Origin of the sequence: Dysgonomonas sp. 216 (assembly GCF_010501065.1) — a bacterium.
Taxonomy (GTDB): domain Bacteria; phylum Bacteroidota; class Bacteroidia; order Bacteroidales; family Dysgonomonadaceae; genus QVMM01.
This window is the reverse complement of the sequence record NZ_QVMM01000013.1, coordinates 37,292-59,224: the sequence shown is the minus strand read 5'-3', so window position 1 is coordinate 59,224 and position 21,933 is coordinate 37,292. Positions and strand designations below refer to the sequence as shown.

22 protein-coding genes are annotated in these 21,933 nt (G+C 37.3%); 11 read left to right on the top strand and 11 right to left on the bottom strand.

Features of this window, described 5'->3' with window-relative positions; genetic code table 11:
* The first annotated feature begins 3 nt into the window (after positions 1-3).
* The gene (gene purU, locus D0T53_RS09090; RefSeq protein WP_163267076.1) at positions 4-879 is read left to right on the top strand and encodes a formyltetrahydrofolate deformylase; all 876 of its coding nucleotides are present in this window, start codon (positions 4-6) and stop codon (positions 877-879) included.
* 307 nt (positions 880-1,186) lie between these two features.
* Here the strand turns inward: purU and D0T53_RS09085 are convergent, their stop codons facing one another.
* A complete protein-coding gene (locus D0T53_RS09085; protein WP_163267074.1) occupies positions 1,187-2,935 on the bottom strand; it encodes a hypothetical protein in 1,749 nt (582 codons plus the stop codon).
* Between the two features lie 88 nt (positions 2,936-3,023).
* Between D0T53_RS09085 and D0T53_RS09080 the strand changes: the two genes are divergently transcribed.
* From D0T53_RS09080 to D0T53_RS09070, 3 genes are read left to right on the top strand one after another with little or no spacing between them, the layout of a single operon-like run.
* Positions 3,024-3,761, top strand: coding sequence for a hypothetical protein (locus D0T53_RS09080; protein ID WP_163267072.1), 738 nt, complete (start codon positions 3,024-3,026; stop codon positions 3,759-3,761).
* 13 nt (positions 3,762-3,774) lie between these two features.
* Positions 3,775-4,056 carry a hypothetical protein gene (locus D0T53_RS09075; RefSeq protein WP_163267070.1) on the top strand — a complete coding sequence of 94 codons (282 nt, stop codon included), beginning with the start codon at positions 3,775-3,777 and terminating at the stop codon, positions 4,054-4,056.
* A gap of 12 nt (positions 4,057-4,068) precedes the next feature.
* Positions 4,069-4,254 carry a hypothetical protein gene (locus tag D0T53_RS09070; protein WP_163267068.1) on the top strand — a complete coding sequence of 62 codons (186 nt, stop codon included), beginning with the start codon at positions 4,069-4,071 and terminating at the stop codon, positions 4,252-4,254.
* Position 4,255: 1 nt separating this feature from the next.
* Here the strand turns inward: D0T53_RS09070 and D0T53_RS09065 are convergent, their stop codons facing one another.
* From D0T53_RS09065 to holB, 8 genes are all read right to left on the bottom strand, one after another.
* Positions 4,256-4,783, bottom strand: a complete 528-nt coding sequence (locus D0T53_RS09065) for a hypothetical protein (protein WP_163267066.1) — start codon at positions 4,781-4,783, stop codon at positions 4,256-4,258.
* Between the two features lie 21 nt (positions 4,784-4,804).
* Positions 4,805-5,605, bottom strand: coding sequence for a hypothetical protein (locus tag D0T53_RS09060; RefSeq protein ID WP_163267064.1), 801 nt, complete (start codon positions 5,603-5,605; stop codon positions 4,805-4,807).
* Between the two features lie 208 nt (positions 5,606-5,813).
* Complete coding sequence (locus D0T53_RS09055; RefSeq protein WP_163267062.1) at positions 5,814-7,334, bottom strand: M56 family metallopeptidase; 1,521 nt, start codon at positions 7,332-7,334, stop codon at positions 5,814-5,816.
* Positions 7,334-7,714, bottom strand: coding sequence for a BlaI/MecI/CopY family transcriptional regulator (locus D0T53_RS09050; RefSeq protein WP_163267060.1), 381 nt, complete (start codon positions 7,712-7,714; stop codon positions 7,334-7,336). The genes D0T53_RS09055 and D0T53_RS09050 overlap by 1 nt, the downstream gene beginning before the upstream one ends.
* A 170-nt stretch (positions 7,715-7,884) precedes the next feature.
* Positions 7,885-8,412, bottom strand: coding sequence for a DUF5606 domain-containing protein (locus tag D0T53_RS09045; RefSeq protein WP_163267058.1), 528 nt, complete (start codon positions 8,410-8,412; stop codon positions 7,885-7,887).
* A 150-nt stretch (positions 8,413-8,562) separates the two neighbouring features.
* Positions 8,563-9,042, bottom strand: coding sequence for a gliding motility lipoprotein GldH (locus D0T53_RS09040; protein ID WP_163267056.1), 480 nt, complete (start codon positions 9,040-9,042; stop codon positions 8,563-8,565).
* Positions 9,035-10,504, bottom strand: a complete 1,470-nt coding sequence (locus D0T53_RS09035; protein WP_163267054.1) for a regulatory iron-sulfur-containing complex subunit RicT — start codon at positions 10,502-10,504, stop codon at positions 9,035-9,037. Before D0T53_RS09035 ends, D0T53_RS09040 begins: the two co-directional genes overlap by 8 nt.
* Before the next feature lie 63 nt (positions 10,505-10,567).
* Entirely contained in the window at positions 10,568-11,686 is a 1,119-nt protein-coding gene (gene holB, locus D0T53_RS09030) for a DNA polymerase III subunit delta' (RefSeq protein ID WP_163267052.1), read from the bottom strand.
* 271 nt (positions 11,687-11,957) lie between these two features.
* Here holB and D0T53_RS09025 point away from each other — a divergent pair, with 271 nt between their 5' ends.
* The 3 genes from D0T53_RS09025 to hemH are packed head-to-tail and all read left to right on the top strand — an operon-like array spanning position 11,958 to position 14,851.
* Positions 11,958-12,935 carry a type I phosphomannose isomerase catalytic subunit gene (locus D0T53_RS09025; RefSeq protein ID WP_163267050.1) on the top strand — a complete coding sequence of 326 codons (978 nt, stop codon included), beginning with the start codon at positions 11,958-11,960 and terminating at the stop codon, positions 12,933-12,935.
* 11 nt (positions 12,936-12,946) lie between these two features.
* Positions 12,947-13,882 carry a hypothetical protein gene (locus tag D0T53_RS09020; protein WP_163267048.1) on the top strand — a complete coding sequence of 312 codons (936 nt, stop codon included), beginning with the start codon at positions 12,947-12,949 and terminating at the stop codon, positions 13,880-13,882.
* Positions 13,883-14,851, top strand: coding sequence for a ferrochelatase (gene hemH / locus D0T53_RS09015; RefSeq protein ID WP_163267046.1), 969 nt, complete (start codon positions 13,883-13,885; stop codon positions 14,849-14,851).
* Between the two features lie 19 nt (positions 14,852-14,870).
* Here hemH and D0T53_RS09010 read toward each other — a convergent pair whose 3' ends face one another.
* Positions 14,871-16,265, bottom strand: coding sequence for an MATE family efflux transporter (locus D0T53_RS09010; protein ID WP_163267044.1), 1,395 nt, complete (start codon positions 16,263-16,265; stop codon positions 14,871-14,873).
* Positions 16,266-16,695: 430 nt separating this feature from the next.
* Between D0T53_RS09010 and D0T53_RS09005 the strand changes: the two genes are divergently transcribed.
* Complete coding sequence (locus D0T53_RS09005) at positions 16,696-17,034, top strand: hypothetical protein (RefSeq protein WP_163267042.1); 339 nt, start codon at positions 16,696-16,698, stop codon at positions 17,032-17,034.
* A gap of 2 nt (positions 17,035-17,036) precedes the next feature.
* Here the strand turns inward: D0T53_RS09005 and D0T53_RS09000 are convergent, their stop codons facing one another.
* Entirely contained in the window at positions 17,037-18,824 is a 1,788-nt protein-coding gene (locus tag D0T53_RS09000) for an ABC transporter ATP-binding protein (protein ID WP_163267040.1), read from the bottom strand.
* Between the two features lie 507 nt (positions 18,825-19,331).
* On the opposite strand from D0T53_RS09000, the gene D0T53_RS08995 reads away from it, so the two are divergent.
* From D0T53_RS08995 to D0T53_RS08985, 3 genes are read left to right on the top strand one after another with little or no spacing between them, the layout of a single operon-like run.
* Positions 19,332-20,177: a prephenate dehydratase gene (locus D0T53_RS08995; RefSeq protein ID WP_163267038.1), complete on the top strand. Its 846-nt coding sequence runs from the start codon at positions 19,332-19,334 to the stop codon at positions 20,175-20,177.
* Between the two features lie 27 nt (positions 20,178-20,204).
* Positions 20,205-21,371 carry a pyridoxal phosphate-dependent aminotransferase gene (locus D0T53_RS08990; RefSeq protein ID WP_163267036.1) on the top strand — a complete coding sequence of 389 codons (1,167 nt, stop codon included), beginning with the start codon at positions 20,205-20,207 and terminating at the stop codon, positions 21,369-21,371.
* Positions 21,368-21,925 (top strand): GNAT family N-acetyltransferase, encoded by a 558-nt coding sequence (locus D0T53_RS08985; RefSeq protein ID WP_163267034.1) that lies wholly within the window; start codon positions 21,368-21,370, stop codon positions 21,923-21,925. Before D0T53_RS08990 ends, D0T53_RS08985 begins: the two co-directional genes overlap by 4 nt.
* Positions 21,926-21,933: the final 8 nt, after the last annotated feature.

Genomic DNA, 21,933 nt, shown 5'->3' with positions numbered 1-21,933 from the left:
CTTATGAAAGGAAAACAGCAAGCCGATTCGCGTGCAATTATATTAATATATTCGCCCGACCAACCGGGCTTAGTGTCTGCTATTACCGATTTTATACATGTTAATGGCGGCAATATTATTAATCTGGAACAACACGTTGATAAACAAGAAAATGCTTTCTTTATGCGTATAGAGTGGGATTTGGAAAATTTTCTGATACCAAAGGACAAAATTGGCGAGTATTTCCAAACCTTATATGCAAAAAAATACGATATGACATTCCGCTTATATTTTAACGATTATAAGCCAAAAATGGCATTGTTTGTTTCAAAAATGTCGCATTGTTTGTTCGATATATTGGCTCGATACACAGCCGGAGAATGGAATGTTGAGATTCCTTTAATTATAAGTAACCACGAGGATTTACGATGGGTAGCCGATAAATTCGGGATAGAGTACCACGTAATAAAGATTACAAAGGATAACAAAGACGAAATGGAAAGCCTGCAAATGAATTTGCTGGAAGAAAAAGAGATTGATTTTATTGTACTTGCAAGATATATGCAGATACTTACCGATAAGTTTATAGAGCGTTATCCTAACAAAGTTATTAACATACATCACTCGTTTTTACCTGCGTTCATCGGAGCAAAACCTTATCATGCGGCATACGAACGTGGTGTAAAAATTATTGGCGCCACAAGCCATTACGTAACCACTGAACTTGATGCCGGACCTATTATCGAACAGGATATAACGCGTATTACGCATCGCGATACTGTGCAAGACCTTGTTCGTAAAGGACAGGATCTTGAGAAAATAGTTCTTTCACGTGCCATCGATTGCCATATAAACAGGCGCGTACTTGTGTATAAAAATAAAACTATATTATTTTCGTAACAATAAAACGGAGAGCGAAAAGCACTGCCTGCCAAACGTAACAATAGCAAGCATAAGCTATAACCTCCATAAAAAATACACCCCTATATTTAAATATAGGGGTGTAATTTCAGTTCTGTAAAGTTCATACTAAGAGAGATGTAAAACTAAATTAGTTTTTCCACATCCAAGTATAGTTATATGTTTTGTGTTTACATATATTAGATGCAAGTTGTTTGAAAATGTTGCATCGTTTTCAGCAAAAAAAACAACTTTTTTCAATAAAAATACACAACACGCTAACACTCAATATTTTACGCCCATATTTTTATCTGAAATTAAATGCATCGGAATAACTAAATTTCATCTCGCCTTGAAAAAGATCGCTTTTTGAATCGTATTTTATAGTAAAATCATTAGCTATAATATAACGTCCCGTAGATAATTCGTAAACCGTTGTAGACGAACTCAATTCTTTTAACCATTCAGCTACATCCAATGGTATAGCTTCGGTTTTAACAGATAACTGCTCCGATACTGTTTTATAAGCAACTTTATCTAAATGATTACCTTGTGGATTTTGAGGCAGCACAGAACGGCTCGTTGTTTCGACCGATGCTTTAAATTCGGTGGTTATGCCTGCACCAAAATTAAAGCTATCCCATCCTCCAAGCCTGTTTAGAAATACAAAATCATTTACCGAATGTAACCTCTCCGGCAATATTTTGAAAACAACAGGAGCCGAAACCTCTATACCATTACAGCACAATAAAACCTCTACTTGCCCAACAGTCATCCCTTTCTTTTCAGATACTGCCTTTATATGGTCATCAAGGTTCATTTCGACGGTGTTTACTATATTAAATTTTTCCTGCGTTTGCAAGTGCCCGTATTCCTGCATTATAAATGCCCCCGACTGTGTTCTAAATTTATAAAGCAACCCGATGACAGACTTTCGCGGATTATTATTTAACGAATGTATGGCATCTTTAAGTATAAAATTAAAGAACTGTTTCTGCCCTTTCACATGCATAGTTACAGGGCGTGTAGTTAACGGCTTTATAGCATTGCGCTTGTTTATATCGAATATGTATTCTTCTATATTATCCTCCATCATCGGATAATTGTAGCCATTTATTACATATAATACGTTCGAATAATAAAAAACCTCGTTATTGAGCCGCTCCATCCTTTTGGCCGTAAACCTGTAATCGATAGCCGTACCCGCATCTACCCAACCCTGTTTACTTAAAAAATCGGTAGAGTACGAAACCTTACGTGCCATCATCTGATTAGGATCGAACCATAACCTTTCGCCAAAATAAGATTTTGATAACGAACCTACGTATTGTCCTAAGTTTGAATAAACCGGATTATCCGACTCGCCCGGAAACAATCCTGTATTAGTATATATATCCAATTCTATTTGGCATCCACCACCACCTGCATCAATAGTATCTCCGGTTGTCGAAATTAACTCTCCCAACAAAACTTCATCTTTATTTTCATCTATTTTTCCTTTTTCATTTATAAATAGTGCATTGAAAAATACAAACAGATTGTATTGCTGTCCTACCCCTTTCGATTTAATTTCTATTACATTATTACCAATCAAAGGTAAACGTCCGTTTGTTAATGCAACAGGAATATCTATTTCGAAGTTGTTCTTTAAAAAATTATTCTTCATCAAACACGCACGTATGTTTTGCGCCGTAATGTTAAGAGCCTCGTTCTGAGTTAAAGCAATATTACTACCCGTCATTTTATCGCCCTTTCGTACTATCAGAAATGTTGTATCGTTTACCCTCCCATTACGAAAAGTTCCGGTAAGCTTTAAACTGAATGTCGAGTCGGCTCCTTTTATCTCAATCTTACTCAGTTTTTTCACCAAAATATCCTCATCACCAGCATCGGGAACAGTGAAATCTGTTCGCAATACCTCTAATGCCAATCTTCCATTTTTATCGCCCGAAGCTGTGCCTTTCGACAAAAACTCCACAAAATTCGGAGTATTAGCTAATGTTATCTTTGCCGGTTCGTGAACCTTTGCAATCCTCTCATTCGAAAAATATCCCATAATCTTTTTTACTTATAGATAAACGGCCTGTATATTTTCCGTTTTTTTTCGAGCAAATTATCTATCAAGTGAACTAAATATTTAAATTATGCTGACTATAACATTGAACAACGAGCAACAAATAAACGTACCACAATCGTGGAACGAAATAAAACTTTGCGACTATGAGAGATGGTTTTCTTATACTCCTCAAAATCAAACACAATATATTACATACATTGCCAATATATGTAATACCGATCCGGCTTTTATTTTAAACAGCCCCGTTCAGGTATTCGATATCATAAAAGAGAATTTAAATTTTATTTTTGAAGACAGTATCAACACACCTGCCAACTCGATTATACTTGAAGGCAAAGAATACTTTATATCTTTTTCCGACGATCTGACTTTAGCCGAATGGGTAGATATTGAATCGGTATTAGAATCTGACAATTCAAAACAACTATCCACCACACTTTCTATACTGTGTCGTCCTATCGGAGAAATTTATAATAGTAAAACAAGCGAAAGTCGCCAGCCTTTGTTCGAACAGTTAACAATGGATCAAGCATTACCTTTGCTCGCTTTTTTTTTGCTTCGAAAAGAACAATCAGAGAGAATTTCGCACCTCTATTCTCAAATAGAACAGCAAGTCGACCTGTATCGGGAATTTATTCACAGTTTTGTAGAAAATGGGGATGGTATAAAATCATTGCCGATCTGGCAGAAGATAAAATACTACTTTTTGACGAGATCTTGGCAAAGAAGGTTGTCGAGGTGTTTGGATTCCTGCTGTACAAAATCGAAAAAAACAAAGCTGAAGAAGAACAGGATAAATTTATAAAATCATTAAACAAATGAACATTATAATATCAATAGGATGTATTGCGTTTACGGCTCTGCTGGCAGGAAAATTGCTAACTGAGCATCCTCGATATTCGCTACCGCTCATTCATTCGTGGTTCGACAGAAAGCCTTTCAATTGCCGGCCTTGTGCCACATTTCATATAGGGTGGATATTATCCTTTATTTGCAGCCTGATATATAAATTGCCTGCTACTTTCGCCGGCGGGCTTGTTGTATCATTCGCGATATTCCTGATTCTTTACACTATTGAGAAAAACAGAATAGATGAATAAATTAAACTCAAAATGGATTTAAAACAGAAAGTTAATGAACTGATTTCGGACGTAGAACAAAGCCATCGTTATAGCATGAGCCGAATTTACAGTATTTATAACGAAGTATTCGATACAAACGAACAGCCACAATCGTGTGCCAGTTGTCTGATACGAAAAGTAAATTTATTAAAAAAATGGCTGAATGAACAAATATAAATTACTGAGCTACGTAATTTATAACAAGATTGATCATTGTATTTTGTTGTATCTTAAGTGTTTCGAGGGCAACGTACCAATTCACTCCGTCCGAGTTTACATTTTTATCGTCCGTAGTATTGTTATTGGAGTTTCCCGAAGTTACTGAATCCTCAAATACAATTTCTAACCGTAATGTGTATTCGCTTTTAGTTTCCTGAACCAGCTTCCGGGTTATTTTGCTCATTCTTTTATCCTTTACGGCAAATGGTATAGGTCCTGATACAACTAAAACAGAATGATCTACAAAATTAATTTCCGATGTTTCGAGCTCACACAAAAGTAGCTTATCCAATTCTGCTTCAGAATTTATTATTAGTACCCGATTAGACACAACGGCGCTTTTATTCCACAAACAGGGAGGAGAGTATTCGGAAATATCCCCCGGTGGTATATCTTTCCCTATTGTTTCCGAATCGTCGCTACACCCAAATAGTGTTACAACAATCAGAAAAAAAGAAAATAATATGGCATTTCTAGAGCCTTTCATCTATAATCGTAATACCTTTTCTTAATTTACTACTTTGTATATTATTTTTAGCGGTTCTACATCAACCGTTAAAGAATATTCCGACAAATAAATCCATTCGCTTACAGGATATCCTTCTACATTATATTTGTAGTTCCGTGTTATATCTTTCAGGCTTCCATCCCTTACATTCGAAACCTGTTCTATATTATTATTGGCAAAGTTAAAGCCTTCTTCCAAAAACGCAAGGAAAAACCATTGGGGGGTATTCACATCTCCGAATATCCCTTTTTTATCATCGTATTCGTAAGTTAAATCTGTTACAATCGTTCCTGTCTCATCTTTAAGCACATAGCGATTTAAATTTCCATACGAATCGTAACTACACAAACTCTGGTTTACCTCTGTACCGTTGTCGATTATGTTTATACTTAACAACTGCCCCTCTGTATTTATTTCGAACCTTGTATCGCCGGCATATACGTTGGTACCTTCATAAATAAAGCCAATAGTATCGATATCAACATAATTTTTATCTTCGCTACTTGTTGTAGTTCTTATTACGTTCGATATATTATTTACCGAGTTGTATGAAATATCAAACGAAACAGAATATTCTTTTCCGTCGGTTACATAATTTTCTGTTTTCAGCACATTTATCAAACGATTATTCTGATCGTATTTGTAATTTACTGCGGTAGTACTTATTTCTCCATCTAAAATTATTCTCTCGGGCAAATGTTTTTTTGCTCCAATAAAGCTGTCATCATCTCCATTACAAGACGATAACACTATGATAGATAGTATCAACCAATACTTTATTTTAAAGATTTTCACATTCATCTTTTTCCATCCGACCAATTCCTCCGGATTAAGAGATATTAATAAAACCGCATCTAGTTACAAAGACGCCAAATTAACTAAATCGTTGCATGGATTTCTCAGAAAAATGCAAGAAAAAATTAAGAGGGCATCCGCTTTGATGCAAAGTTACATCGAAAAAAGCAGTTACCCTCTTTTTTATTAAAAGTTTTTTATCGAAAAGCGTTATTTATTGTGTCATTTTTTTCATTTTAACAATAACAACCCCATTTTTTCCTTTATCCCCATACTTTTCTTCCGCAGCCTTTTCTTTTAAAACCACAATCTCTTTTATCGAATCCGAATCTATCGCATTCCATTTTTCGAATGGCTGTTCTACATCGTCGATAATGAACACAGGTTTTTCTGTTTCGTTGCAACGAACAAAAAACTGAACTTTTTCTCCACTATCATTTTTCATAAAAAACTGATTGGCTTCCATTTTAAGGCTGTCATCTTTCTGCACAAGATGCACTGTTACCTTCTTCGTTTTCGGCACATCGCCTTCTGCATCAGCCCCATTCATAACTATCTCTAATTTTGTGGCATCCGTCTTTTTGCCTAACGGTTCGGAAACATTATTAGCCTTGCCACCCTCTCTCTTTTTCGAATATAGTTTTAACACCCCATCTTTAGCTTCGGGGCCAAACTGCTCCATTGCCTCTTCATCTTTCAACACCTCCACTTCTTCTATCCGGTTAAGGACCATAGAACCGAGTTCTTCTTTAGTAACTCTTTTTTCGTCTACATATATTAATGGATTCCCTTTTATCCCCTGTATATCGATAGCAGAATTGCCTTTAACTGTGGTTGCTGTTACTTCAGCCTCATAAACTTTATCTTCAATTATGTAATTGGGGGTAGCCGAGGCCCAATAATATACTCCGAAAACAGGTACTAATACCAATAGTACAACTTTTTTTATAGGCGATGTTTTTGTTTTTTTCATCATTTTTAATCGGTTTAATTGATTAGAATAACTAAATGAATTTGAGAAAGAAAAAACAGGGCCCTTGAATTGTTGATTTATAAGAACAGCCTTGTAACATGCCTGAGACACTCCGCTATCCAGCACTGCCTTGTCTGCCAAAAATTCATGATTTTCTTTCTGGTAATATACATATAACCACATTAGCGCATTGAACCATTGTAGCAACAGCGCGCACTCGCTACATAATAAATCGATCCAGTGCTTTTGTTTCACATGTGTTTTTTCGTGTGTAAGAACCGAGTCATACTCAATTCTGCTTAAACCTGAAGAATTTACATATATATTCTCAAATACCGTAAAAGGCGATTTGATATTCTCACTATCAATAACTCTGTAACCTTCGTCTTTAATCTTCAATCCTTGCCTGTGTAACTTTACCGTTTTAATATATGATTTGATATTTCGGGTTAAAACAAAAAGTAGCCCCACTAAATATATACCACCCAGAAGTATCCAATAATCGAACGAAGATGTAGCGGCAACCGTTACAATATCCTCTCCTGCCAAAGCTACATGTTGCTGTTTATCGGCAGACATACTTATTACCACATCGTATGTATACCTGAAAGCAGGCAAAACAAACGACAGAATGAGCCCGCCCAATAAATAGGCCCTATTGAAACGCAAAAAAGTTGATTGCCTGAAAAACAGACCGTAAATCAATAAAAAAATTGAAATACATGCCGACGATTTCAACAAATAAACGATTAACTCTTTCATTACTCTTCGTTGTTTTGCTCTTTCTCTAATTCCTTTCGGGTTTCTTCCAGCAGCTTATCTAAATCCTCGACATTAAGATTGCTCTCCTTTGCAAAAAACGATGTTAATGCCGAAAAAGATCCATTAAAATAATTTTTCAAAAAACCGAACAATTGTTTTTTCGAATACTCATCTTTCGAAATTAAAGATGAATAAACATTTACCCTGCCATTTGTTGTATGATCTACAAAGCCCTTATTTTCCAAAATACTAAGAATTGTAGCAACGGTAGTACGAGCCGGCTTTACATCCGAAAACTTCTCCCGAATATCCTGAACAGTGCCTTCGTCAATCGTCCATAGTATTTGCATTATTTGTTCTTCTGCCTTTGTTAGCTGCATAATCTTTCCTGTTTATATATTATCACACCTCAAATATACGTCTATATTTTTAGACAACAAATAAAAGTCAAACTTTTGTCTAATTTTTTAGACAAATTAAGAATTAAAAAAAATAGCCGGTAAACTGTTATTATTTACCGGCTATACTATATAGTTTTGCTAACTACAATTTACTCGTCTGTTTTTTTAGCTGCTTTTGTCGTCTTCTTTTCAGAAGCTTTGGCTTTTGTTTTTTTCTCGGCTTTTACCTCTTCAGCAGCGGGAGCTTCAGTTTTCGCTTCAACACTTTCGGCTGCTTCATCTTTCGCATCCTCGGTTTCGAAATCGATATTATTCTCAATTAAAGTATTATACCAGCTAATCAGCTTTTTTATATCGGCATTGTATATGCGTTCTCTATCGAAAGTAGGAAGTACTTCTGCTAAATAAGCACGAAGCTCTTCGGGTTTTGCTTTTGGTGCAACAGAAGCCTTAGCTCCATTCTCCTTTTTCTTCATCGAGATAAACACATCCTTCAAGGCTACTTCTCCCTCGTCTGTATACATAGCTATATCGCCTAACGATACCACTTTATCGCGGGCATAAATAGGCATTCTTTTATTATCGAGTAACGACTCGACAATAACCATACTTTTTGCACTCGAAATCAGTTTATATAAACCGGGCTTTCCTGTAACAGACAGAATAGTCTTCAACATAATTAAATTTGTTTTAGTTTTTAATTTGTTTTATTTTTTGAAGTGACAAAAATAATGCGATTGTTGAAATATAAAATATATTTTATCCTAAATTTTCTTTTTTCGCCACAAAACTTTACTTTACAATAATAAAATACAGCACGATTTCAATTACTCATAAAAAGCCTTTTCGAGTTTTACTCCAAGCTTTTCGACTCCAAACAAAGGTTCGTCGCGCATGCCATGTACTATTTTTAATGTATAATCACGCATTGTATTTATGCGTACATTATTTTTGTACGTAACCGATAATTGGTATACCGAACCAAAGCCATCTCCTTTCCAAGCGCCAAATTCATCTGCAAGCTGATACTCTTTCGAATAACTTTCGAATATCGTATCGCTTATGTTATCCTGAACATACAGCCAGATATTTTGATAAGGGTAATTACCATTGGTAGCTATCTCTATCGAGATATTATAAATACTATTGGGCTGCAACAACGATGAATCGACAACGAATGTAAGTGTATCCCGTTTCGACCATTCGTAATGCTTAATCGACCTGTACTCTAAGTAAGACTCCCTGTCGCTGCACGCACCCGACACAAGCACAACCAATAATACAATGAGGAGTGTAACCTTATTCATTTTTTTTATCTTGTCCCGATTCCGAATTGTCGTTATTATTATCCTTACGTTTCTCCCTGTTATTATTTCTTACCTGAATATTTTTGCCTCCTTCGCCTTCTGCTCCTTTCGATTGTTGCCTGCTATTCCGATTATTCCGGTTCCTTCTATTATTATTGGAACGGGGTTTGCCCGCTTCCGTATTATTATTGTTATTGCTGACATTATCACTACCTGCCGACTTTTCTTCCGATATAGCTGTCTGTTGCTTATCATCAGGTCTACCGCCGTTATTACGATTCAGCTTTTTCTTCGGCTTCTTCTTTTTCGATTCATCAAAACGATTTATATTATCTTCTAATATATCGTTCGATGCAATTTTGTTATCTTCAGGCATTTCGTCGTCCGATATCAAATGTAAAGGTTTTTTTCCTCTGCGGTTCAGTTTTATTATCTGAAACACACGCTCCTTATCAATCGAGACCAGATTAGCAGCAAAATTCTTATCGGTAGAATATGTCATTTGCCCCGACAGTATATCTGTTTTGAAGTGAAAAAATACACTATCCTTCGTTTCGAGCGGTATTTCGCGCGAAGGCAGTTGCTTCTGAGCTTCGAGATAAGTATCAACCTCATAGTTGAGGCAACATTTCAGCTTTCCGCATTGCCCCGCAAGCTTTTGTGGATTCAAAGATATATCCTGAAAACGAGCAGCAGAAGTAGAAACCGAAACAAAACTAGAAATAGAACTTGAACAACACAACTCGCGCCCGCAAGGTCCAATCCCCCCTACTCTACCGGCTTCTTGTCGTGCCCCAATTTGTTTCATCTCAATCTTTACCCTGAACTGTTCAGCATAAACTTTAATCAGTTGCCTAAAATCGACACGCTCGTCTGCTATATAATAAAAGATTGCTTTATTACCATCTCCCTGATATTCCACATCGCTAATCTTCATCAATAGCCCCATATCTTCGGCTATCTCGCGCGCACGAAGCATCGTTTTATGCTCTAAAGCTTTAGCCTCTTTATATTTGTCAAGGTCGTTGGGCTTAGCTATGCGGTAAATACGTTTATGCTCTCCTTGCTGAGGACGATAGTTAGTCTTCTTCATTTGCAAAAGCACCAATTTCCCTGTCAATGTAACCTCCCCTATATCGTGCCCCGGAGTAGCTTCCACAGCAACTATATCGCCTTTATAAAGGTCGATATTATTACTATTCAGATAATAGCCTTTTCGTGTGTTTTTAAACTGAACTTCAACCATCTGAGTTTCGTCCAAAGCTTCGGGCAAGTCGCACAGCCAGTCAAGAACCTCCAGTTTATGAGTTCCTTTTGTACACCAGCAACGGCCCTTTTTATCACACTCGGTTGTATCGTTACATCCTGCTCCGGCTTTACAGCCACACTCTCCCTCCGGATTTTTTCCACAGGTACAAGTATTCAACGTATTTATATTGTTATCAACATTCGTATTTTCCATTTTTCTACTGTTTAATACTTTTCTGAACAAAGCCCCTTTTTCCGGCCTTGTGGGTTTATATAATTATCGTTTCAATAACATGGTAACTTTAAGACACAGGTCGAAAAATACCATTTTTGCATTAACATTTTGTTCGATATGCCGCTCGGCCAAAGCCAATTCGGTCATAAAATCCTCAATATTGCGTTCGTTTACAAACGGAGCAAACCTCATCCCGAACTGAGCCTCTTCGTTATTAAGATACACCATTTCGCGCTGCTGTAAATTACTTACAAAATATTCGCGAATCATTCGTTGAGTATATCTCAGATAACTTTTCTGACGTTCGCGACCTATAACACCCAATTCGGCTCCTATTTCTTTTATAGCCTTAATATCACGAGCATAGGACGAACGCATCATTTTAACAAAAAGCCCGAAGAAAAACTTATTTTCCTCATCAAGACTGATTGTTTCCATTGCTTTCAGATAGCTGCCTTTTGCCATATGTGCAACCGCTTCAGCATCTTCGTCCGTAATGTTATAATCTCCTTTTAGTGCATTAATTATATCGGATTTATCTACCGCATGTATATTAATCCGCTGACAACGAGACTGTATAGTACCGATAACACTATCGGGCGAATCCGACACCAGCAAAAAGACGGTATCGCCAATTGGCTCTTCTATTATCTTTAATAGTTTATTTGCACAAGCCTCATGCATTTTTTCGGGCAACCATATAATCATGGTTTTATATCGCCCTTCGTATATTTTCAGGCTTAGCTTGCGAACTATTTCTTCACTTTCCTTGGCATATATCATGCCCTGCGCATTCTCCGCTCCAATATAAGTAAGCCACTGACCTAAATTAAAATAACGGTTCTCGTTTAAAAAACTTCGCCATTCGGATATAAAGTCATCGCAAACGTCTCTTTTTTCTTTTTTTATTACGGGAAAAACAAAATGAAGATCGGGATGCGCCAAATGATTATATTTAACACACGAAGAACACTTACCGCAAGGTTCGGCTTCCTGACGATTTTCGCAATTAAGATATTGGGCATAGGCAATAGCCAAAGGTAACTTACCTACACCTTCGGGACCACAAAACAATTGGGCATGAGGCACAAACCCTTCATTTGCAGTAGATATCAGTTGTTTCTTTATTTGGTGCTGACCTATTATATCGCCAAAAAACATATATTCTTTTTGAATATCTTTTCAGATAAAAATGTTTCCGAAATATACAAAGATACAATCTAAAAACGAAAAACAGGCTATCATTTACGCTAAAACCTTTATCGAAAAGACAGACTTTTGCAACATTTTTACCGAATCTTAATTGCCTTTGAACAAAACATCCTAAAAATTCATAATTGTTACAGTTATAATTCGTATTTTTGAACTAATATTTAGGTATCAAAAAAAAAGAACATTTAATATAACAACAATCACTTATAAACAATTTGGCATGAACTTATATCCATTAAAATTTGATGCGATTCTTAAATCAATTATCTGGGGAGGATCTGATATATGTAAATTTAAAGGCATTACGCCACAACAAGACGGAATAGGCGAAAGCTGGGAAATATCGGGTGTTGAGGGCAACGTATCGGTTGTAAGCAACGGAGAATTAAAGGGCGAAAACCTCCAAACTCTAATATCGAAATTCAAAGGAAAATTAGTTGGAGAAGCACTATATAATAAATTTAACGACACATTTCCTTTGCTCATAAAATTCATTGATGCACGTGACAACCTGTCGATCCAAGTACACCCCGATGATGAGCTTGCAAAAGAACGACATAATTCGTTCGGAAAAACCGAGATGTGGTATGTTATTAACGCAGCCGAAGGTGCATTCTTGTACTCAGGATTCAAAAAACAGATGAATCCCGAATCGTACGTTAAAAGCATAGAGGACAACACTTTTATGGATTCGCTGGCTAAACACGACGTAAAGAAAGGCGATGTATTTTTCCTTCCTGCCGGACGCGTACATGCAATTGGAGCAGGCACTTTTATTGCCGAAATACAACAAACATCCAACATTACATACCGCATTTACGACTATAACAGGAAAGATGCGAATGGCAACGGACGCGAACTTCATACCGAACTGGCTAAAGACGCCATCGACTATAAACTATACGACAGTTACAAAACATCGTATAACAAAAATAAAAATCAATCGGTCGAGCTGGAATCATGTCAATATTTCACAACAGATCTGCTGGAGTTGGACAACACAATTAACCGGGATTACAGCAAACTCGATTCGTTTGTTATTTATATATGCATGGGAGGCTCCTGTGTTATAACCGACAACAAAGGCAATAAACTGGATATTCGCCAAGGAGAATCGGTATTAATTCCGGCAGATACCAACTCTGTTGAAATAAACCCGACAAACGATGTTTTATTGCTCGAAACATTTGTAGGATAAAAAATACACCTATGCAAATCAAAGGATCGTCATCTATATTAATACTTGTAACCATGATGATATTCATCGTGCTTGCGGCTCTCATATACCAGTTATTTATGCCAGCAGAATCGAGAATAGATCAAGCAAGATTAACCGAAAGCATCACTTTCGAAATCGTTGAAGATTCTTCCGGCTTCGGGCGCCTGCCCATATCCCGAGAAGCATTACTTAATAATACTACCAAAATATTAAAGAACAGGCTTACCCGATTCGGGTTTCCGCAAACAATCAACAACGGAAACAAAGCGGGCAGGTATATCTTTAAATTCAGAATAGAAGATAATCCCGAAGCGATAAAAAGACTGTTAACTTCGCACGGAAAGCTTGATATATGGGAAACGCCCGATGTCGAAGTCTTGATAGCAATAAAAGATTCTTTATCTTCAATCGAAACTATTTCGCAACGCATTACATTTAGCAAAAGCCCCAAAGATATTTTTGCTGTAGCCCATTTTAACGACACTGCCATAATTTCGAGTATTGCCAATGCTTACATACCTAAAAACACAAAAATATTCTGGAGCAAAAAGCCCGCTTACGGTTTGCCCACAAAGCACGAGCTTTATATAGTGAAATCACGTTTGTCCGAAAAACCTGCCCTCGAAGTAAACGGATATATACGCGATGCTAAAATTGAAGACTTTAATACTTATCCCGGTATTGCCATAAAGATGAATAACGAAGCCGCTAAACGATGGAAAACTATTACTGCCACAAACAAGCATAAGCGTTTAGTTATCACATTAGACAATCAGGTATATTCTGCACCAATGGTAATGGACGAAATATCAGGAGGAGAGTTTGTTATAGCCAGCGATTTTACCAAAAACGAACTGAAAGAAATTGAAGCCATACTTACCGGAGGAATACTACCGCTGAATATAAAAATAATACCTGAGAATTAAATGAGAGGTGTACTTATTGTTAATACGGGAAGCCCTCACAGCACAAGCAAAGAGGATGTTAAATGGTTTATTGGAGAAATGCTATCCGACCCTTTGGTTTTAACCGTTCCCGATAACATCCGAAACTTTCTTGCTAAAAAAATTATAGCTCCGTTGAGAGCCTCGCGTTCGGCAGCAAAATATTCGCTTATATGGGACAACGAACACAACATGTCGCCTCTGATACGTCACAGCCGGGCATTAGCCGAAAAAATTGAAAACGAAGCTCAATTTCCAACCGAAATTGCAATGCGATACGGAGCCCCCGAAATTTCGGATGCATTAGACCGATTGTCCGAAAAAGAACCGAATCTGCACGAAGTCGTTGTTATACCCATGTTTCCACAGTATGCTCAATCGTCGTACCAAACCACAGTTGACGCAATAGGAAAATGCTTTTACAAAAAGGCGTACCCTTTCAGGCTGAAAATAATAGAACCGTTTTTCGACGATTACGAATATATACACGCTTTATCGCAAAGTCTAAAACCATATGTCGAAAAAGAATACGACAGGCTTATTTTCAGTTTTCATAGCTTGCCTCTCGAACACGAACAAAAAGCCTGTGCCAAAGGCAAACAGTTCGATTATGTTTACCAAATAAAAGAGACTGTAAGGCTTGTTAGCAAAGAATTGCAAATAGATCCCAATAAAAACCGGGTAGTATATGCCTCAGCTATGGGCAGTAAATGGCTTAAACCCGATTTGAACGAAACCCTAAAACAGTTGGCTAAAGAAGGTACAAAAAGAATTATTGCGTTAACACCGGGCTTTCCGGCCGATAATTTAGAGACCCTTTACGATCTGGATATTTGTGCGCGAAAAACATTCCTGAAATATGGAGGACAGGAATTTGATTTTGTCCCTGCCCTTAACAGTTCCGATTTTTGGGTCGACGGACTCATACGAATGATAACACGCACTATCTGATTGAATCAGAAACGGACGATTATGCATCCACACTTTCCAAGTGTCCCATTTTCTTAAATTGACGTAGTTGCATAGTAAACAATACAAGTGTTGTTACCGTAGCCAACACATCGCCGATTGGCATAGACATCCAAACCCCATTCAGCCCAAAATACTGTGGTACTATATATAAAGCTGGTACAAGAAACAGAAACTGACGGGTTAAACTCAGAAATATAGATTTGCCGGCCATACCTATGGATTGAAAAAAGTTGGTAACTACAATCTGAAAGCCTGCCAACGGAAAAGCTAAAACTACAATTTTTAAAGCATCAGCAGCTTCTTTTGCCAGAGCCTCTCCCGGACCGAAAATGCTAACGAACAATCCGGGGAAAAAGAAGCCTAATATAAAACCAAAAGATGTTATACAAACCCCAACCTTAATTGTATAATTTAAGGTATCCTTTACCCGTGTATATTTTTTTGCCCCGTAATTGTAACCAACAATAGGCTGCATACCTTGCGTTAAGCCAATTACTATCATAACGATAAGCATTATTAAAGTATTGGCTATAGTATATGCCCCGATAGCCGTGTCGCCGGCATGAATATCGTCGCCGGCATACAAACGCAACTGATTGATTATAAAAAAAACTACTGCCGAGGCGGCAACCTGCATCAAAAACGGCGACATACCGATAGAAGCTATTGCCCAAACAATGCGCCCTTCTATATTTTTAAAAATATATTTTGTGCGTAATTTTATGTAACTGTTAGCATTCAGAAAATGGTGCATCACAAACAAAAAGCCAATAACCATAGCCAAAAATGTTGCTGCCGCTGCACCTTTAATACCCCAATCGAGCCATTTTATAAAAATAGGAGCAAATATAATATTGGCTACTACACTTATAAGCATTGTCATCATTGCCTTGAATGGATAACCCGATGCCCTCATCATATTATTAAAATTGAAACATAGGGAAAGGAACATGTTTCCGGGCAAAAATATAACAAGAAAGTCGTATGCATAAGGAAGACTAGCTTCGCTGGCTCCGGCAAAAATAAGTACAGGCTCTAAAAACAGATATAACAAACCGATAACAGTTCCGCTCAATATTAAAGTCATCAGAAACGAAGTTCCGGCAATTTTTTCGGCAGTTTCTTTATCTTTTTCTCCTAAGCTGATCGAAATACGGCTCGAAGAACCTGCACCCACCAGCATACCAACTGCCGCTGTAAGATTCATTATTGGAAGCACAACACCTAATGCGGTAAGGGCATCGTCTCCTACCCAATGACCGATAAATATACGGTCGATAATGTTATAAAGCGAATTAACCATTGTTCCCACAATAGCAGGTAAGGCATATTTCCATAATAATTTACGGGGATTACCATTTCCTAATTCATTTATATTCGCTACTCTTGCCATTTGTTACTATCAATTATACTTAACAGGAATATTTATTTTTGTTTATCATTATATTCAGTATTAAAACGGTAGGTTTCCTGCATCCCTATCGCTTCCATGCTTGTTAAATTTATCTCCGCCCCATAAATCCTATTATCGGCAACAGCACTCAAATTACACAGCAATAAGTTTGTTAAAACCTACAGCAGCTACTACTTCTGTTTTTACGAGCCCTATTGTCAGGTTTGGTTCCAAAGTGCTCAGCTTTTGAGGTATTTTTTAGTTGAAAGCCGTCGTGCGACGAAAAGCCATGCAAAGGTACTGGTTCTTTTGTTAAAATGAAGGTTAAAACAAACTTATATTTTATCTTTGAGATAAAAAATTGAAACAAACTTTAAAGCATACGAACACGCTTATCCCTTACTTAATTTTATTATTGCAATAATCGAACATGAAAGTTATTTATAATAAATACATACCTCCGGGAAACTTTACTGCGATTAATATATTCGGTATCATCTTTGCACGCAAAGAATATCGCGATTTATCGGCACATATATTGAATCACGAAAAAATACATACTTATCAGATATTCGAACTATTGGGTGTATTCTTCTACATACTATATTTTGCTGAATGGCTTGTCAGGTTATTCCAATACAAAAACAAAATTGAGGCATACAGAAATATATCCTTCGAAAGGGAAGCATATGCTAACGATAAAGACCCGAATTATTTAAAAAGACGCAAACTCTTCTCTTTTGTACATTACTACAAAAAACAACAATGAATTTACTTATTTTCTAAGGTTTCCGATATTTTATCAATGTTCAGACTACGGGTCATAACATCAAAAATATCGCTGTAAGTGCCGTGCAGATTATAAATTTCCTCGTGCGTTCCCGATTCAACAATCCTACCGTCTTTCATTACAAAAATACAATCGGAATCTATTATCTGCGATATACTATGAGATATGATGATAACTGTACGATTCTCTTTTATGGCATCAAGACTGTTCTTTATCTGCTCGGTAGCTATAGCATCGAGACTAGCAGTGGGTTCATCCAGAAATATTATCGGCGGATTTTTCAAAAACATACGTGCAATAGCTATTTTCTGCTGCTGCCCCCCCGACAATAGCAAAGCCGAAGTGTGGTATCCTTCGGGCAGCAACTCAATTTGGTCATGTATATAAGTTTTCTTCGCTGCATCTACAACTTCTTCAAATGTTGCATCGGGGTTTCCATAACGGATATTATCTTCGATGCTACCATTAAAAATATGATTTTTTTGTAGAACCAGCCCTATATTATCTCTCAGATACATAGTATCGTACTCGCTTAAAGCAACACCATCTAACAGTATTTCGCCCGCTTGTGGTTCGTAAAACTTATCGAGCAAATTAACCAGCGTACTTTTACCTGCGCCCGACAAACCTACCAAAGCCGTTATTTTACCGGGCTCTATTTTCATATTTATATTATGAAGTGTTTGGTTCTCGTTACCGGGATATGTGAAGTTTACATTTCTCAATTCAAACTCTCCTTTTATTTTTATCGGTTTATACTCACCCGATTCTTCCTTCTGATGCCCGGCATTTAATATACCAAAGAACCCCTCGGAATATATAAGAGCATCGTTCATCTGATCGTATATTCGATGCAGTTGCCGTATAGGAGCCGAAACATTATTAAACAACAGTATATGAAACATTATCGCCCCTATTGTCATTTGTCCTGTCAGCACAAAGTAAGCAGTTAATATAATTATAGCCACAACACCTATTTGCTCTATAAAGCTTTTCATTCCGTCAAAAAGAAAGCTAATCCGTCGAATCCTCATCTGTGCACCCGTCAGGTCGTTCTGCAAGCCCATCTGTTTATCGGCCTCAATATTTTCGCGAATAAATGATTTTATAACAGTTATAGACTCGAGAATACCCAAAATTCCCTGACTTTTATTCTCTCTCAGATTACGGATTTCACGTCGGGCACCACTCATTTTCAAGGCCTGTTGTCTGCTCACATAATAATACACGGGTATGATACACAACCCCACCAAGCCAACATAAAAGTTTGCATTAAACATCATTATTAATGCAACTATCGAATTAGCAAACAAAGGAAGAATATCTATAAAAAAGTTTTGTACCAGGCGGGTAATACTTTCCACCCCCCGGTCGATACGCGTTTGTAACATTCCCGGCTGGTTACCACCCGAAGTAAAAAAAGACAGCTTATATGTCAATATTTTTTCTATCACGGTCTGAGCCAGATCTTTCGATATAAATATCCGGAGCTTCTCGCCATAATACTTTTGTCCGAACTGCACAAAAGAGTTCAGAATTTCTTTCGAAACAAGAATAACCGTTATAATAATTAAAACATTCAAGCCTTCGGCCAAACCTTTATGTGCTTCAAGCAAAACACTTATTTCGTCGACAGTATATCTTAACACCCAAGCATTTACCTGTGCCGTTAGCGAACCTATAAAAGTTAGAAGCAATGCCAAGACAACCAACCAACGGTATGGATACACATAGGGTTTTATATTCTTAAAAAGTTGATATAGAGACATAATATAAGATTTGTTTTTAAACAACTGAACCTCCTGTTTGTTCTACCAAACAGGTTACCCAATCGGGTACCGATTTAGTATATTAACAGAATTATTATTAAATAAGCATCTAAAATTATTATTTTATTGCTTTCATTACTAATTGAGACGAATTTTTCCACAGGAATATACATTTTACATATTGAAACCGAAAAAGAGATTAACAGTTTCAAAGTGATAAAAAATTAAAACCAAAAAGACAAAAATACTTTTACAGTAAAAAAACTGAACATTTTATTTGTTATTCTGAAAAAAGCATTACATTTGTATCATCAAACGAAGTAGCGTTTAAGCAATGAACAAATTTTCTTTTACATATTTCTTCTTTTTTTACTTTTACTTTAGCAAGGGTAAGACAGGATTTTGTATGTAAATATTTAAGAATAGAAAACATAAAATGAAAATATAGAATCCTGTCGGTAAGCCGATGGGATTTTTTTGTTTAAAGAAATATACAAGGTAAAAAAGATGAAAAAAGTAGCCATTCAGGGAGTATTAGGAGCCTATCACGGTATTGCAGCCGAAAACTATTTCGAAGGAGAAGATATTGAAATTGTGCCTTGTTTCACGTTTCGGGATATATTTTCGTCAATACAAAAAGACCCGAATATGATAGGCATTATGGCTATTGAGAATACCATTGCCGGAAGCCTTCTCCCAAACTACGAATTACTGAAAACACATAAGCTACCTATCGCAGGCGAGTTTAAACAACGTATATCGCACTGTTTGGCAGCCCTGCCGGGGCAAACAATTCACGATATAAAAGAAATATCCTCACACCCGATAGCACTTATGCAGTGTGTCGATTTTCTAGACACATTCCCTAACATAAAAGTTGTAGAACACGAAGATACAGCCTTAGCTGCAAAAGATATTGCCGAAGAAAAGCTACAAGGACATGCGGCTATTTGCAGCGAAAAGGCAGCCCAAATATACGGACTCGAAATTCTTGCCCGTGGCATCGAAACCAACAAACATAACTTCACCCGTTTTCTTATTTTCGCAAACAAATGGGTAGTAAACGAGCTACAGAAAGAAAACGTGCTGAACAAATCGTCAGTCGTTTTCACATTGCCCCATACCGAAGGAAGCTTATCGCATGTGCTTTCGGTGCTTTCGTTCTACAACATAAACCTCACTAAAATTCAATCGTTGCCCATCATTGGCCGCGAATGGGAATACCAGTTTTATGTCGACCTGAAATATGCCGACTATACACGTTATCAACAATCGCTCGACGCTATCCGACCGCTTGTAAGCGAAATGAAAGTTTTGGGCGACTATACCGACGGTAAGCAAAGCGAAATATAATTAAGATTGAAATAACAAGAAGCATATATGAAAAAAATAGTACCTGCAAAAAGACTCGATTCGGTAAACGAATACTATTTCTCCATTAAACTGAAAGAAGTGGCAGAAATGAATGCACGGGGACTGAATGTTATCAGTTTGGGTATTGGCAGTCCCGATTTACCTCCTTCTGCCGAAGCCACCGATACATTAAGCAATGCGGCAAAAGACCCAAACGCACATGGCTACCAGTCGCATGTTGGAATACCCGAATTAAGGCAAGCATTTGCCGATTGGTACAAAAAGTTATATAATGTAGAATTAAACCCTGCAAACGAAATTCAGCCATTAATAGGTTCAAAAGAAGGAATACTACATATATCTATGGCTTTTTTGAATCCCGGCGATGGCGTGCTTGTTCCAAATCCCGGTTATCCAACCTATACATCGGTAAGTCGTTTGGTAGGTGCCGAAATTTGCACATACGATCTGGATGAAAATAATAACTGGCAACCCGATTTCGAAGCATTAGAAAAAACAGATTTATCAAAAATCAAACTCATGTGGGTAAACTATCCGAATATGCCAACAGGGGCAAACGGATCTGCTGAGTTGTTCGAAAAACTGGTTGCTTTCGGCAAAAAGCATGGTATAATTATCGCCCACGACAATCCGTACAGCATGATTCTGAACGAAAAGCCGTTGAGTATAATGCAAGTGGAAGGCGCAAAAGATATTTGTATCGAACTTAATTCGATGAGCAAATCGCACAATATGCCCGGATGGAGAATCGGGATGGTTGCTTCAAATCCTCAATTTATTCAATGGATATTAAAGGTACTAAGCAATATCGAAAGCGGGATATTTAAACCCATGCAGTTAGCAACTGTGGCCGCGCTACATAATACAGAAGAATGGCATCGGGCAAATAACATCGAGTTATATGCTAAACGCCGTCAGTATGCCGAAGCAATTATGGATGAATTAGGCTGCACATACGATAAAAATCAGGTCGGGATGTTTCTGTGGGGTAAAATTCCCGCAAATTATAAAGACAGTGGCGAATTAGCCGACAAAATATTATACGATGCAAAAGTATTTATAACCCCCGGATTTATATTCGGCAGCAAAGGCGAACGCTATATACGAATATCGCTTTGCTGCAATGAGATCATGTTAAAACAGGCATTAGAAAGAATTGAAAAAATAAAATGAGATTTGCACCACAACATATAACCCTCAAAGACGAACAATTAGTAGAGATAAGAGAAGCTACCATACAGGATACGCCCGATTTACTTACTACGATTAAAGAATACATCGAAGATAGCGAATTTATACCCTACACTGCCGGAGAGTTCAGTTTGACCATCGAGCAAGGCTGGAGGTGGATTCAGTCGTTCCGGAATTCCGGAAACAGCATTTTGCTGGTTGCAACTCACAAAGGACAGATAATAGGAAATCTGGACGTTACGGCTTCCAGCAGAAATATGCTGAGCCACACAGCAGTGGTGGGAATTGGCATATTGAAAGAATGGAGAAGGATCGGGCTCGGTACAGCCTTGTTTGAGGCTGCAACCAATTACGTAAAACACAATACCACCTTAGAAGTATTGTGGCTACAGGTAATGGGCACGAATGAAGCGGGGATGAGATTATACCGGAGCTTTGGATTCGAAGAGACAGGCAGAGCTAAAGGCTTCGTTAGGTTATCCGACGGAAGCTACTCGGATGATATTAGAATGACATTAAATTTGAAACAAATATAAAATAGTAA